The sequence below is a fragment of the Vibrio sp. 10N.261.55.A10 genome (assembly GCF_041470825.1).
Classification (GTDB): Bacteria; Pseudomonadota; Gammaproteobacteria; order Enterobacterales; family Vibrionaceae; genus Vibrio; species Vibrio crassostreae_C.
The window spans coordinates 13,767-27,393 of the sequence record NZ_JBFRNC010000051.1; the positions used below are offsets into that span (position 1 = coordinate 13,767).

At 45.9% G+C, this 13,627-nt stretch carries 12 protein-coding genes; 4 read left to right on the forward strand and 8 right to left on the reverse strand.

The annotated features are described in order from the left end of the window. From AB4274_RS16190 to AB4274_RS16200, 3 genes are all read right to left on the reverse strand, one after another. Positions 1–768, reverse strand: coding sequence for a DNA-binding domain-containing protein (locus AB4274_RS16190; protein ID WP_372112617.1), 768 nt, complete (start codon positions 766–768; stop codon positions 1–3). After that, positions 765–1,625 carry a DUF692 domain-containing protein gene (locus AB4274_RS16195; RefSeq protein ID WP_017061324.1) on the reverse strand — a complete coding sequence of 287 codons (861 nt, stop codon included), beginning with the start codon at positions 1,623–1,625 and terminating at the stop codon, positions 765–767. Before AB4274_RS16195 ends, AB4274_RS16190 begins: the two co-directional genes overlap by 4 nt. Positions 1,626–1,689: 64 nt before the next feature. Beyond that, complete coding sequence (locus AB4274_RS16200) at positions 1,690–1,950, reverse strand: DUF2282 domain-containing protein (RefSeq protein ID WP_004736650.1); 261 nt, start codon at positions 1,948–1,950, stop codon at positions 1,690–1,692. A 264-nt stretch (positions 1,951–2,214) separates the two neighbouring features. On the opposite strand from AB4274_RS16200, the gene uvrD reads away from it, so the two are divergent. Next, positions 2,215–4,389 carry a DNA helicase II gene (gene uvrD / locus AB4274_RS16205; protein ID WP_017061325.1) on the forward strand — a complete coding sequence of 725 codons (2,175 nt, stop codon included), beginning with the start codon at positions 2,215–2,217 and terminating at the stop codon, positions 4,387–4,389. 172 nt (positions 4,390–4,561) lie between these two features. On the opposite strand, the gene tpx is transcribed toward uvrD, so the two are convergent. From tpx to rarD, 5 genes are all read right to left on the reverse strand, one after another. Further along, positions 4,562–5,059 (reverse strand): thiol peroxidase, encoded by a 498-nt coding sequence (gene tpx, locus AB4274_RS16210; RefSeq protein WP_136977131.1) that lies wholly within the window; start codon positions 5,057–5,059, stop codon positions 4,562–4,564. A gap of 784 nt (positions 5,060–5,843) precedes the next feature. Continuing rightward, positions 5,844–7,601 (reverse strand): gamma-glutamyltransferase, encoded by a 1,758-nt coding sequence (gene ggt, locus AB4274_RS16215; protein WP_108209640.1) that lies wholly within the window; start codon positions 7,599–7,601, stop codon positions 5,844–5,846. A 91-nt stretch (positions 7,602–7,692) separates the two neighbouring features. Then, the gene (locus tag AB4274_RS16220) at positions 7,693–8,355 is read right to left on the reverse strand and encodes a LysE family translocator (RefSeq protein WP_372112619.1); all 663 of its coding nucleotides are present in this window, start codon (positions 8,353–8,355) and stop codon (positions 7,693–7,695) included. A 99-nt stretch (positions 8,356–8,454) separates the two neighbouring features. Beyond that, a complete protein-coding gene (locus tag AB4274_RS16225) occupies positions 8,455–9,249 on the reverse strand; it encodes an AraC family ligand binding domain-containing protein (RefSeq protein WP_372112621.1) in 795 nt (264 codons plus the stop codon). 86 nt (positions 9,250–9,335) lie between these two features. Further along, a complete protein-coding gene (rarD, locus tag AB4274_RS16230) occupies positions 9,336–10,244 on the reverse strand; it encodes an EamA family transporter RarD (protein WP_372112623.1) in 909 nt (302 codons plus the stop codon). 179 nt (positions 10,245–10,423) lie between these two features. On the opposite strand from rarD, the gene recQ reads away from it, so the two are divergent. The 3 genes from recQ (at position 10,424) to AB4274_RS16245 (ending at position 13,540) form a co-directional block, all read left to right on the forward strand. Beyond that, the gene (recQ, locus tag AB4274_RS16235) at positions 10,424–12,262 is read left to right on the forward strand and encodes an ATP-dependent DNA helicase RecQ (protein ID WP_017062982.1); all 1,839 of its coding nucleotides are present in this window, start codon (positions 10,424–10,426) and stop codon (positions 12,260–12,262) included. Between the two features lie 49 nt (positions 12,263–12,311). Beyond that, positions 12,312–12,623: a DUF3630 family protein gene (locus AB4274_RS16240; RefSeq protein WP_017061332.1), complete on the forward strand. Its 312-nt coding sequence runs from the start codon at positions 12,312–12,314 to the stop codon at positions 12,621–12,623. Positions 12,624–12,868: 245 nt separating this feature from the next. Further along, positions 12,869–13,540: a 7-cyano-7-deazaguanine/7-aminomethyl-7-deazaguanine transporter gene (locus AB4274_RS16245; RefSeq protein ID WP_372108968.1), complete on the forward strand. Its 672-nt coding sequence runs from the start codon at positions 12,869–12,871 to the stop codon at positions 13,538–13,540. Positions 13,541–13,627 lie beyond the last annotated feature (87 nt).

A 13,627-nucleotide genomic window follows, 5' to 3' on the forward strand; every position in this document is an offset into this window, starting at 1 on the left:
TTATGTCTCCAATTCGGCATTAATTGAAAAGCCTGAGATGACGTTTAGTGTCATGACAGTATTCAGATGTTGTAGTAGTAAAGGATCGATTGCTGAGAGTGTTCGACCTGATTGCAATTCAGTGAGGAGTTGGTGGCTCTCTTCACTCAAACTATGGCTCTCAACCTGTGAATTCTCAGCTCGGATTAACACCCCAAATTCAGCTTGGTTGATGTCTAGCCCATCAAGTTGCTGCTGATAGATGGCGTGTTCAAGCGCGATAATCGTGTAACTAGAATGAATCAGTGTTATTGAATCTTTGAGATGAAAGACTAAAGCGCCTTGTTGCTCTTGTGGTACATCTGCAAGGCAAGAAAGAGGTCTCTGGTCGACATGTGCTTGTGACGAAAACCTTACCAAGCTATCTTTCTGCCATTCATACAAAGCCACTTCACCGAGATAAGGTGCAGCCTCAATAACGGCAGGAAAGGCTTGGATAGTCTGTTCAAAGTGTTCACCGTAACCACTGACATCACCAGAGGTCGATGGATAATGTAAGACATGTTGACGAGCCATCTGTTGGAAGCACTCTTCACCAACCAACATTTCAGTGAGTGGGTAGGTTGCTGCCAGAACTTCGCTCAAGCTGATCACAAAGTTATTACGGTAAATCTGGATGCGTTGTTCATCGGTAAAATGGTCGCTCACTATGTCGCAGTACTCACCATTGTTTTGATAGCGTAGGGCGTTAGCAAACTCCAATTGAACCTCTGCTAGGGGGTGGCTCATGAGGCGCGACTCCTTTGGTTGAACTTGTCGTGTTGATACAAGATATCACTGGCTTTGGTTGCTTCAGCCAATAAAACTTGTGGCTCTGGGATATCGAGATCCCACTCAATCAAGGTATGGCGCAAACCATGTTGTGCAACCCAGTCAGTGTAGAGTTTCCACACTTCGTCACAGACAGGTTTACTGTGTGTGTCTATCCAGATCTCACCTTGTTCAAGCTTCTTTTTGGTAAAACCTGCCAAGTGAATCTCTTCAACTTTGTCTGCTGGTATTCCGTTTAAGTACTCTTCACAACTAAAGCCATGATTAAAAGATGAGACGAAAATATTATTGAAATCGAGCAGTAGGCGACACTCAGTACGCTTTTGTACCTCAGCCAAAAACTCCCACTCAGGAATAGTAGAATGCTTGAAGGATAGGTAGCTCGATGGGTTCTCAATCAACATCGGGCGTTGCAAGCTGTCTTGAACCTCGATGACATTACGACAGAAGACTTCCAATGCTTCTTCTGTGTAAGGCAGCGGTAGCAAGTCATTGAAGTAATGACCACCTGTCTGACTCCAACTGAGATGATCAGAAACCAAGAAGGGTTCGATATCATCAATGAGCTCTTTTAATTGCACAAGATGATGTTGATTGATGCGCTCAACAGAACCTAGCGACAACCCAACACCGTGACAACTGATGTTGTGTGCGTGACGAATTTCTCTGAGTTGTTGTCGTTGCGGTGATTGAGCTAAGAAGTAGTTCTCGCTGTGAACTTCTAACCAACTTACTAAGGCTGGATTTTGGCTAAAGAAGTCCAAGTGCGGTGTTCTAAGGCCAACCCCTGCGTAGGGGTGAAGAGTTTGAGTCACAACGATTCTCCTAACAAGAAGTGGAGGTGAGCTGAATGTCAGCTCACCATACTAAGCAGCTCAATTATGATGATTGAGTGTTACCACCTGATAATTTGCCACATAGCCCTTTAGGTACGACTACGAACGCATCGGATTGGTTGTCTTCTTTTGCTGTACCCGCACATGAGCTTGTTTTGGTTGCACAATCATTTTGGCCAGCTTTTGCCACGCCGTAGCATTTTTCTTTTGCTGCTGCTTCCGCAGGTGCTGATGTAAGAACTGCACCGCCGAACGCTAGTACACTTGTGATTGCAGCTGTAACAGCAAGATTAGAATTTTTCATAGTCATTCCCTCTAGGACTTAATAGTATTTTCATATCGCAGGTTAATGGATTGTTAACTTGCTTACTAAAAAGGATTGGAACAACCGGGAAATAATTTCACGGTATTATAAAAATTATCAATATTAATGATGTTTCATCTCTTAAGTTATTGAATTAATGATGTTAATTTTTGATTGTTTTTTCTTCTTATTATCCTAAACGCAGCCTAGTGTTTAGGTTATAATCAACTTTTATGTATAAATACCCAGTAGTGAGCATATCCAATGATAGATCCTTCGCTTTTACTCGATGGCCTAAACGATAAACAACGTGAGGCGGTCGCGGCACCTTTAGAAAACCTACTTATTCTGGCAGGTGCAGGCAGTGGTAAAACGCGAGTGTTGGTGCATCGTATCGCTTGGCTGCAAAGCGTAGAGCAAGCATCACCGTTCTCTATTATGTCGGTTACCTTCACCAACAAAGCGGCAGCAGAGATGCGTGGTCGTATTGAAGAGTTGATGATGGGTAGTTCGTCAGGCATGTGGAACGGCACCTTCCATGGTATCTGTCACCGCATCCTTCGTGCTCACTACCTAGATGCAAAACTGCCAGAAGATTTCCAGATCATTGATTCTGATGATCAGATTCGTTTGCTACGCCGCTTAATCAAGGCGCAAAACCTCGATGAAAAGCAGTGGCCTGCTAAGCAAGCTTCTTGGTGGATCAATGGCAAGAAAGACGAGGGGTTACGCCCAAGTCACATTGACGCCTACCATGATCCAATAACTCAAACGTGGTTAAAGATCTATTCTGCTTACCAAGAAGCATGTGACCGTGCTGGTTTGGTCGACTTTGCGGAAATCTTGCTGAGATCGCATGAACTATTACGCGATAAGAAACACATTCGAGAGCATTACCAAGCACGCTTTAAGCATATCCTTGTCGATGAATTCCAAGATACCAACAACATCCAATACGCTTGGCTTCGGATGATGGCTGGCCCAGATTGTCGCGTGATGATCGTAGGTGATGATGACCAATCTATCTATGGTTGGCGTGGTGCGAAGATCGAAAATATTCAGAAGTTCTTGGATGAATTCCCAGGAGCTTCGACGGTTCGACTTGAACAAAACTACCGTTCAACTAAAACCATTCTGCAGGCGTCGAACGAGCTTATCTCGAACAACACCGAACGTATGGGTAAAGAGCTGTGGACCGATGGTAACGATGGCGAGCCAATCTCTGTGTACTCAGCTTATAACGAGCTAGATGAAGCACGTTTCACGGTCAGCAAAATCAAAGAGTGGCAAGAGAAAGGCGGTGCGTTAGAAGATACCGCGATGCTTTATCGTAATAACGCCCAATCTCGTGTTCTTGAAGAAGCTTTGATCCAAGGTGGTCTACCTTACCGAATCTACGGCGGCATGCGATTCTTCGAGCGTCAAGAAATCAGAGACGCCTTGAGCTACATGCGCCTCATGAGCAACCGCAGTAATGATGCCGCGTTTGAACGTGTGGTTAATACGCCAACGCGTGGCTTGGGTGATAAAACGTTAGAAACGATTCGTCTTGCTGCTCGTGATCGTGGTGCAACCATGTGGGAAGCCAGTGTTGCTTTGATAGAAGAGCAAGTGCTACCCGGTCGTGCTGCGGGCGCATTAAGTCGTTTTATCGAGCTGATTAATGCGCTTGAAGATGACACGTTGGAACTTAGCCTGCATGAACAAACCGACCACGTGATTAAATCGTCGGGTCTGTTTGCTATGTACGAGCAAGAGAAGGGTGAGAAGTCGAAGGCACGTATCGAGAACTTGGAAGAATTGGTAACGGCAACGCGCCAGTTTGAAAAGCCGGAAGAAGCGGATGAGATGAGCATGCTGACGGCGTTCTTAACTCACGCAGCTTTGGAAGCGGGTGAAGGTCAGGCCGATGAGTTTGACGATGCGGTTCAGTTAATGACTTTGCACAGTGCTAAAGGCCTAGAGTTTCCAATGGTGTTCATGGTGGGTGTCGAAGAAGGCATGTTCCCAAGCCAGATGTCGGCCGAAGAAGCGGGGCGTTTAGAAGAAGAGCGTCGCCTGTGTTACGTAGGCATGACCCGTGCGATGGAGAAGCTTTACATCACTTATGCTGAGATGCGTCGTCTGTACGGTCAGGACAAATATCATAAGCCATCACGTTTTATTCGTGAGCTGCCAGAAACCTGTCTGGATGAAGTGCGTATGAAAGCGCAAGTCAGCCGCCCTGCAAGCAGTGGTCGCTTTAGCCAAACCGCTGTGAAAGAGAACTTCAATGAAACAGGCTTTAGCTTGGGCTCTCGCGTGAAGCACCCTAAGTTTGGTGAAGGCACCATCATCAACTTCGAAGGAAGTGGCCCACAAAGCCGAGTTCAAGTGGCGTTTAATGGTGAAGGGATTAAGTGGTTAGTAACGGCTTACGCGCGTTTAGAGCAGCTTTAATCTATTACTTTAATATCTAAAAAGCAGTTTGGTCTTTAAAAACCGTTCAGCTTTCAAAAGTAATCCGCATTAAAAACAGAAAGAGCAGCCAATGGCTGCTCTTTTTTATTGCTCGAAACCAGTCTAAATAGGCAGGTTCCGAGCTTAAGGCATTCCTGCCTAGAAAGGAGACTTACAGTGCTGCAAGTGCCGCTTCGTAGTTTGGTTCTTCAGTGATCTCTGCAACCAACTCGCTGTGTGTTACCACACCTTTTTCATCAACAACGACAACTGCACGTGTAGTTAGGCCTGATAGCGGACCTTCAGCAATCGCTACGCCGTAGTCTGATGCGAATGTAGGAGAACGGAAAGTCGAAGCGTGTTGAACGCCTTCAATGCCTTCTAGTTCGCAGAAGCGACCCGCAGCAAATGGTAGGTCAGCAGAAATACAAACAACAACCGTGTTCTCAAGTTCTGCCGCTTTTGCGTTGAACGTACGTACGCTCGTTGCACAAGTTGCTGTGTCGATGCTTGGGAAGATGTTTAGAACCACTTTCTTACCTTCAAGAGAAGCAAGAGTCAGTTCAGAAAGATCGCCTGCAGCAAGTGCAAAGCTTGGTGCCTGTTCGCCAGTTTGTGGGAATGTGCCAGTTAGCGGTACAGCAGCGCCTTTGAAGGTAACGTGTGACATGAATTTGTCCTTAATTTAATTATGGTTATGAAACTAGTTGAGCCTAGTAAGACTTACGTTACTCGGAAGTGGTTAAGAAGTGAATGCTTTAAATGTCAGAATTGTAATTAAAGGTCTTTGATTTATTTGTTTGAGATAGGAATAAGTGAAACGACAGATAAAGAAAAACCCCGAGAGCTTGCGCTCATCGGGGTCTATAGTCTTACTCGCAGCAATCCGGCTACTAAGTGTGCTCCATGCATCAAATCCATGATAGTGTGCTGTTATCCTTCAGCGTATTCCTTTCGTCGCCTTCCTAGCGGTGTCCTTGATCTTATCCTGATCTGCCAACAATCCTCGTTAGCGCGCGTCACTTGTTCCTTGAGCGGTGTCCTTTACATCATCCTGATGTTCAGTCCTTTCCTCGTCCAGAGGTGTCCATTGTCTTTCCTTAGTAGCAACCATCCTAGTTACTATTGCGTCCATTCAATGTCCATTTCGCTATCCATGCCGATTATTCATCCTGAGTAATCGAATCTTCATCCTGAAGATAACCAAGTCCTTGGCGTTTCCTGTTCCGTGTCAGCATCCTTCCGACACCATTCATATTACCGATTCCTTATTTATCAGCAATGGTGCATAAGCGAATTTCTATATAATTATTTGAATGATAAATGTACGTATTGTTTTATTTCAATTGGTTACAATATCTAGGTGCTTAATTTCGCAGTTAAATATCGATATTTACTCACTGCCTTGTGAGAGATCTCGCACAAGACAGGGAGTAAAAAGGGAGTATTTTCCCTTATTGGCCAATGGCAGCACCTTCACGACGAGGGTCTGCAGCACCTTCTAGACCATCTTTTGTGATGCGAATAGCGTGTAAACCCGAGTTAAGATCGCGAACGTTGACCTCAAATCCCATCTTTTCTAGCTCAGGTTTGAAGTTTTCCGCTGATGTTCCTTTTTCCAAATCTAAGGTACCGAAGCGGTTTAGGAAGTGTGGTTGATTGATGGCTTGCTGAATATCCATGTCCCATTGGGTATGAGCAATGATCGCTTGTGCCACATAACCTATGATACGGCTGCCTCCCGGAGAGCCAATTGCCATGTAAGGTATATCGTCTTGCATGATGATGGTCGGTGCCATTGAAGAGCGCGGACGCTTACCCGGTTCAAGTCGGTTCGCGATAGGTTTGCCATCGTTATGAGTCTTGAATGAGAAGTCGGTTAGTTCGTTATTGAGTAGGAAACCTCTAACCATCAAACGTGAGCCAAAGGCATTCTCAATAGTGGTAGTCATCGATACGACATTGCCATCACTATCGACAATGTTGAAGTGGCTGGTGGACGGCAACTCAATAGAAACATCTTGGCTTCTCTGCATCGCATGATCCCACGGTGGGGTGCCTGAAGGTGCGCTGTCTAATGCCTTACCTGCGGTAATTAACTGAGCACGCTCCTGCAAATAGTCAGTATTCACTAACCCTTGGGTTGGCATAGGCACATAATCTTGGTCTGCCATGTACATACCACGGTCTGCAAAGGCTAAGCGAGAAGCGTCTGCTAACACTTGCCAAGATTTTGCGTCGTTTGGCCCCCATGATTTGAGGTCAAACTGCTCAGTCATTGCAAGGATTTGTCCAACCGTTAACGCACCTGAACTTGGTGGCCCCATTCCGCAAATATCGTAGCTTTCATAAGCAGAACAAACCGGTTCGCGCTGCTTGATCGAATAGGCGTCGAAATCTTTCTGTGCCAATACGCCCGGGTTACCTTTCGCTGTTTGTACTGTGTTAATGATGTCGGCAGAAATCTCACCTTGGTAGAAAGCTTTAGCACCATCCTTCGAGATAGCGTGTAACGTTGCCGCGTATTCAGGGTTCTTAAGTTGCGTGCCAGCGGCTTTCGGGCTGCCATCGGCATTGAAGAAGTAGGCTTTAGTTGTCGCAAAGCGGCTCAGACGTTCTTGGTCGTTTTCGATCAAGGTGGCTAAACGTGGGCTGATAGTAAAACCTTCTTCAGCTAACTGAGCGATAGGTTTAATCAGTGATGCCCATTCGAGCTTGCCGTATTTCTGGTGAGTGTCCCACAGCAATTGCACCGTGCCCGGCGTGGCAACAGAACGACCGCCAACCACGGCATCATAGAATTTAAGCGGTTGTCCGTTTTCGTCTTGGAATAGACGTGGGGTGGCATCAAGTGGCGCAGTTTCACGGCCATCGTAGGTCTTGAGCTGTTTGTCTTTGCCATCAAAATAGACAAGGAACGCGCCGCCACCAATACCTGATGACTGAGGTTCCACTAAGCCAAGCATAAGCTGCACGGCAACCATGGCGTCAATTGCGTTACCACCACGGGCAAGTACATCAGCACCGGCTTGTGTTGCAAGAGGGTTGGCTGCGGTGACCATCCAATCGTTGGCTTTAACGAGTTGTTTGGTTTCTAAACCACTACTTTGTTCGGGTGCGACGGAATCGGCAGCTTGATTTGCCCAACTGACGTGAGAGGCAAAAAGTAGGGTAGAAGTGGCGAGGGTTGTTAGTTTTGTTTTCCACTGCATGATCTTCTCCTTTTAATATGCAGAGCTAGATTGGCAGCGGAAAGATTAGATAGCCAGTGCGTTGTTAACGAATTGTAATCTTGATTCGAATTTAAGCGATTAAACCGGACAGCGACTGCCAAAGAATACTCGCGCCAATCAGGCTGAATAGCACGCCACATAAGCCATCGATGTATACCGTTGCTTCGCTAAGTTTCTTCTGTAGAGCCTTAGTCGAAAGCATCCACGCCAGTAGTGAAAACCAAAACAGAGACAGACCAAACAAGATAATAAGCGCAAAGCCTTTACCTGATAGAGACATGTCGGCAGGCACTAAGCTCGACATCAAGCTAATAAAGAACACCAAAGCTTTTGGGTTGAGAATATTGGTCGCAAACCCTTTCGAAAATGCCTGACGCTTGTTGGTCAGAATCAGATCTTTGGCATTGACTGTATCGTCTTCATCGTCGTGGTTCTGAATGATTTGCCAGGTTGCTTTAAGGGCACCGTAGCCTAAGTACAGCAAGTAGCTACCGCCAGCCAATTGGATAATGGCAAATAGGGTTGGTTGCTGGTGGACGAGGTAACTGATTCCCGTCAGGCTGAGCAGTGAGTGCAGTAAGATCCCGCAGGATAAACCAAGCGCAATATACAAGCCTGTTTGTCTACCATGGCGTGTCGCATTTTGCACGACTAACGCAAAGTCTGGGCCGGGGCTCATCAAAGCGATGAAGTGGATAGAGGCTAGGGTGATCAGTATGGTGACTTCGTTCATCGTCAGTTCTCAATAACGTTGCCGCTATTATTAAATAAGTAATCGTATTGAGCGTAGCTTACCGCGATTTGAAATCGAGCAATTGTAAATTATCAACACTTAGTTGATTTGTGAGGGTGGTACGCCGAATGTGGTTTTGAATGCCTTGGAGAAGTGTGCTTGATCATAGAAGCCTACTTGGTGCGCGACTTTAGTACCACAGATCCCAGATTTAATCAGGCGCATGCTCTGTTCCATACGTAAACGGCTCAGCCACGCGTAAGGGGTGATGCCCATTCTGTTCTTAAAGTGGCGTTGGAATTGAGTTGTGGTTAAGCCGCACAGCTCAGACAGTTGTTCTAATCGCACTGGCTGGTCCAAATTCGCCATCAAATAGTCTTTGAGTGTATTAATCGATTGATTACCCAGTTTGATGTCACTCTTCGATCCAAATTTTGCATACCGATCGACAATCGTTGAGAACCCCTCGAATGGTAAGCAATCTTGGGCGAGTTGGCTGATGTTTGGATTGATAAGCAGCCCATGGAGGTTACGCAATTGTAAAAAAGTCGCTTGATCGGAGAGGATCAACTCAGAAAAGCTTAAAGCGTGACCATTTTTCCTGTGATCGGCAAGATCGCCCAGCCACTGTGGCGAGACAGCAAACACACTCACTTGGTAGCCAGATTGTAGCTTTGAATGGCCATCGTGCAGTTCATCAGGTGGCATCATCACCACTTGCCCAGCGCCAGCGTGGTAGCTCGTCCCTTTATAGACAAACTTTTGCTGACCCTGAGTGATTAGGCCGATATGAAAGTCCAAATGATAGTGGCGTTGAAAGGCAAACTCTTGGTATTGAGCTCGGATCAGGCTGATATCTTGGCTAGGTGTCGAGTAGTAGTGGACTTTATCCATGGCATAAAAAAGCTTGGTCAAATAGTCATCAATTCAACCAAGCTTATCTGCGTATTAAGGGATTGTCTTGTAAAAAACGATCAATATCACTGTTTCGCGCGTTTGTTCTTCTTGTTGTTACGCAGGCCATCAAAGCTGAAAATAACCAGTGCTCCCCATATGAAAGCAAAGGTGATCGCTTTATCTGAGGTAAAGGCTTCGCCGTAGATCAGAACCGCCAGTAAGAACATCAAGCTTGGACCGATGTACTGGAAGAAACCGAGTGTTGATAGCTTCAAGCGAGTTGCAGCGCCAGTAAAACACAGCAATGGAACCGTGGTGATCACACCGGCAGCAACCAGTAATAGGTTGAATTGCATCGGGTTCATCGATAAGTTTGAGGTCGGGCTATCGGCAATAAACAGTAAGTAGGTTGCGGCGAGAGGCAGCATCACCAGAGTTTCAATGAACAGACCCGTTTGTGCTTCTAAGCTGACTTTCTTACGCAGCAAGCCATAAAAGCCAAAGCTAAAGGCTAGGGCAATGGCGACGATCGGTACTGAGCCGAAGGCAATTAATTGGATTAATACGCCAATCGCAGCAAGAGCCACAGCAAACCATTGCAGCTTACGTAAGCGTTCGCCAAGGAAGAGCATCCCAAGTAACACGTTAATCAGAGGGTTGATGTAATACCCCAAACTGGCATCGAGCATGTGATTGGAATTCACCGCCCAGATAAAGATCAGCCAGTTAGCACCCACCAAAATAGACGTCGCTACCAAATAGAGCATTTTTGGTTTTGAGGTCAAGGTGTCGCGGACTTTACGCCAGCTGCGGCCAATGTGCAGTAAGAAAGCGAGTAGGAAAAAAGACCATACTACACGGTGGCTGAGGATCTCTAACGGGGAAACGTCACTTAAAGATTTGAAATATATAGGGGCGATACCCCACATTGTGTAAGCGCCGACGGCAAGCAAAACTCCTTGGCGCGTACGTTGTTGTTCTTCCTGTGTCATGCATCTTTCTCTAGCACTGAGTGCTTATTAATAAGATTTATAAGAGAGTTGGTCAGTATAGGAGCGATAACCCTTTTCACCTAACAATTTGCGGTTTAATTCGCCAGCGTTCCCCTCTACAATGTGCGACTTGCTTGCCGAAGATGCTTGCTGATTTCATACCTCGATTAGGAACCACAATGACCGCCACTCTGATTGCTGAGCAAATACCAACTCCCGCGAATGATGCGCAAACCATCTTGCAAGATGTGTTCGGCTATCAAAGCTTTCGCGATGGTCAGCAAGAGGTCATTGATTTGGCCGTTGAAGGCAAAGACAGCTTGGTGATTATGCCAACCGGTGGTGGTAAATCTCTGTGTTACCAAATTCCGGCTTTGGTTCGTGAAGGGCTGACTCTGGTTATCTCACCGCTGATCTCGTTGATGAAAGACCAAGTCGACCAATTGAAGGCCAATGGTGTTGCCGCTGAGTGTATTAACTCTTCAATGCCACGTGACCAATTGCTGAATGTGTTCAATCGTATGAACTCAGGTCAGCTGAAAATGGTGTATGTGTCACCAGAGCGTGTGTTGATGCGTGATTTTATCGAGCGTCTTCAAGGTTTACCGCTTTCGATGATTGCAGTCGATGAAGCGCACTGTATCTCTCAATGGGGTCACGACTTCCGCCCTGAATACGCATCATTAGGTCAGCTTAAACAGTATTTTCCGCATGTGCCTTACATGGCGCTCACAGCAACCGCTGATGATGCGACGCGCAAAGATATTATCTCGCGCTTACAGCTCCTGGACCCGCATACTTACTTAGGCAGCTTTGATCGCCCTAATATTCGCTACAACTTGGTTGAGAAGCACAAACCCGTGTCACAGGTGGTTCGCTACCTAGAAACACAAAAGGGCAATTGCGGCATCATCTACTGTGGTAGCCGTAAGAAAGTGGAGATGGTGACCGAGAAGCTGTGCAATAACGGTATTCGCGCCGCGGGTTATCACGCTGGTATGGACACCGATGAGCGTGCTTACGTTCAAGAAGCCTTCCAACGCGATGATATTCAGATCGTGGTCGCGACTGTGGCTTTCGGTATGGGCATCAACAAACCCAACGTACGTTTCGTGGTGCACTTTGATATCCCACGTAATATCGAGTCTTACTATCAAGAGACAGGCCGTGCAGGTCGTGATGGTTTGCCTGCTGAAGCGATGATGTTGTTTGACCCGGCTGATATGGGTTGGCTGCGTCGTATGCTGGATGAGAAAGAAGAAGGCCCACAGAAACAAGTTGAGATGCACAAGCTGAATGCGATGAGTGCCTTTGCTGAAGCGCAAACGTGTCGTCGTCAGGTTCTGCTTAACTATTTTGGCGAATATCGCGAGAAGCAATGTGGCAACTGCGATATCTGCCTCGATCCACCTAAGCATTTTGATGCGACTAAAGAAGCGCAGAAGGCGTTGTCTTGTGTGTACCGTGTCAATCAGTCGTTTGGTATGGGCTACGTAGTCGAAGTGATGCGTGGTATGCAGAATATTCGTGTCCGTGATAATGGTCACGATAAGCTATCTACCTACGGTATTGGCCGCGATCACAGTCATGATTACTGGATCAGTATCTTCCGTCAGCTGATTCACAAAGGTTTGTTGTTCCAAAACATCACTCGTAACTCAACTTTACAGCTAACAGAAGAAGCCCGCCCGCTGCTGCGCGGTGAGATGTCTTTGGAATTGGCTGTTCCTCGTTTAGATACAGCGGTGCGTAATGCTAAGTCCGATAAGTTAAGCAGCAAGAATTACGATAAGAAGCTGTTTGCGAAACTGCGTAAGCTGCGTAAGTCGATTGCAGATGAAGATGGCTTACCACCATACGTGGTATTCAGTGATGCGACCTTGATTGATATGGCTGAAATACTGCCTACCTCATACGGAGAGATGCTGGCAGTCAACGGTGTTGGTCAACGTAAACTGGATAAGTACGCAGATCCATTCTTAGATCTGATTCAAGAACACATCACCACACACGGCTAGTTTGCGAGAAACGTCTAACTAATAGAAAAAGAATAAGGTTGATAGGGACATGACAACACAAACAGAATTTGGCTTAAGAGAGTATTTAGCTGAGGAAGGGCGTTTATTGATTACGTCTCCAAGTTTTGATTTTGATTCTTATGAAGTGCTAGGTGAAAAGCTGGTGGCGTTGTTGTCAGCGTCAGTTGTTGAAAAGCAATGGGACGCCGATATGCATTCTTGGTTGATTGATTTTGAAGATTGCCGAATGTTCTTAAAGTCCGAACATTACAGTGAATCAATTTGGTTTGAGTCGTTAAACGCTGAAGAAAGCCGAGAAGAGTTTGATTATCTCGCGACGCTTTTCAAGCGCGGTTTTTAACTTTTGGCATCTCTTCTAAAACACAGCTTCTAGAGCTATTCACCAATAAAAGTGAGAATAAACGTTTGCGTTTGTTCTCACCGTTGCAGCCAATATTGATTAATGTATAATCGCCCGCCGCTCAGCAGAGCAATTTTTAGATACATTTTTTAATTCACATTATTGGTAAGAGCTTTCTTGGATTATTCGAAGAAATGACTCGATTTGGGTTCCCTCACCCCCAAACCAAACTAAAAAGGTACAGCATGAGTAACTTTACCCCTGCGCAACAGCGCAAAGCCTTAGCACTATTAGTTTTGTTCCATTTGGTGATTATTGCGTCAAGCAACTATCTGGTTCAGCTACCTTTTACCGTCTTCGGTATGCACACCACTTGGGGTGCTTTCACTTTCCCGTTTATCTTCCTAGCGACCGATCTGACCGTACGCATTTTTGGCGCGCAGCTTGCCCGTAAAATCATTTTCTTAGTGATGCTACCAGCTCTGGCCGTTTCTTATTTCTTGTCAGTGGTGTTCTTTGAAGGTTCATTCCAAGGCTTTAGCCAATTAGGTGAGTTCAACTTGTTTGTTGCTCGTATCGCCGCGGCGAGCTTCATGGCTTATTTACTGGGTCAGATCTTGGATGTACATGTTTTTAACCGCCTACGTCAGCTTAAACAGTGGTGGGTTGCGCCAACGTGTTCGACACTTTTTGGTAATGCCATTGATACCATCGCGTTCTTTGCGATTGCCTTCTACCAAAGCCCAGATCCATTTATGGCTGAGCACTGGACTGAAATTGCGTTGGTTGATTACGGATTCAAACTCATCATTAGCTTAGGTTTGTTCGTGCCTATGTACGGTGTGCTTCTTAATTACGTGGTTAAGAAGTTAACCGCAGTGAACCCTGATTTTAAAGCGACAGGTGTTAACGCTTAAGTTTGAGATTTGTAACACAAAGCATTAATGCAGCGATAAGAAAAAGCCCAAGTTAGTCTACTAACTTGGGCTTTTTTTTGGTTCATC

Bases quoted from the DNA above. Each gene is read 5' to 3' on its own strand.
- AB4274_RS16190 (WP_372112617.1), bottom strand. From the start codon at position 768: ATGAGCCACCCCCTAGCAGAGGTTCAATTGGAGTTTGCTAACGCCCTA.
- AB4274_RS16200 (WP_004736650.1), bottom strand. From the start codon at position 1,950: ATGAAAAATTCTAATCTTGCTGTTACAGCTGCAATCACAAGTGTACTA.
- uvrD (WP_017061325.1), top strand. From the start codon at position 2,215: ATGATAGATCCTTCGCTTTTACTCGATGGCCTAAACGATAAACAACGT.
- tpx (WP_136977131.1), bottom strand. From the start codon at position 5,059: ATGTCACACGTTACCTTCAAAGGCGCTGCTGTACCGCTAACTGGCACA.
- ggt (WP_108209640.1), bottom strand. From the start codon at position 7,601: ATGCAGTGGAAAACAAAACTAACAACCCTCGCCACTTCTACCCTACTT.
- AB4274_RS16220 (WP_372112619.1), bottom strand. From the start codon at position 8,355: ATGAACGAAGTCACCATACTGATCACCCTAGCCTCTATCCACTTCATC.
- AB4274_RS16225 (WP_372112621.1), bottom strand. From the start codon at position 9,249: ATGGATAAAGTCCACTACTACTCGACACCTAGCCAAGATATCAGCCTG.
- rarD (WP_372112623.1), bottom strand. From the start codon at position 10,244: ATGACACAGGAAGAACAACAACGTACGCGCCAAGGAGTTTTGCTTGCC.
- recQ (WP_017062982.1), top strand. From the start codon at position 10,424: ATGACCGCCACTCTGATTGCTGAGCAAATACCAACTCCCGCGAATGAT.
- AB4274_RS16240 (WP_017061332.1), top strand. From the start codon at position 12,312: ATGACAACACAAACAGAATTTGGCTTAAGAGAGTATTTAGCTGAGGAA.
- AB4274_RS16245 (WP_372108968.1), top strand. From the start codon at position 12,869: ATGAGTAACTTTACCCCTGCGCAACAGCGCAAAGCCTTAGCACTATTA.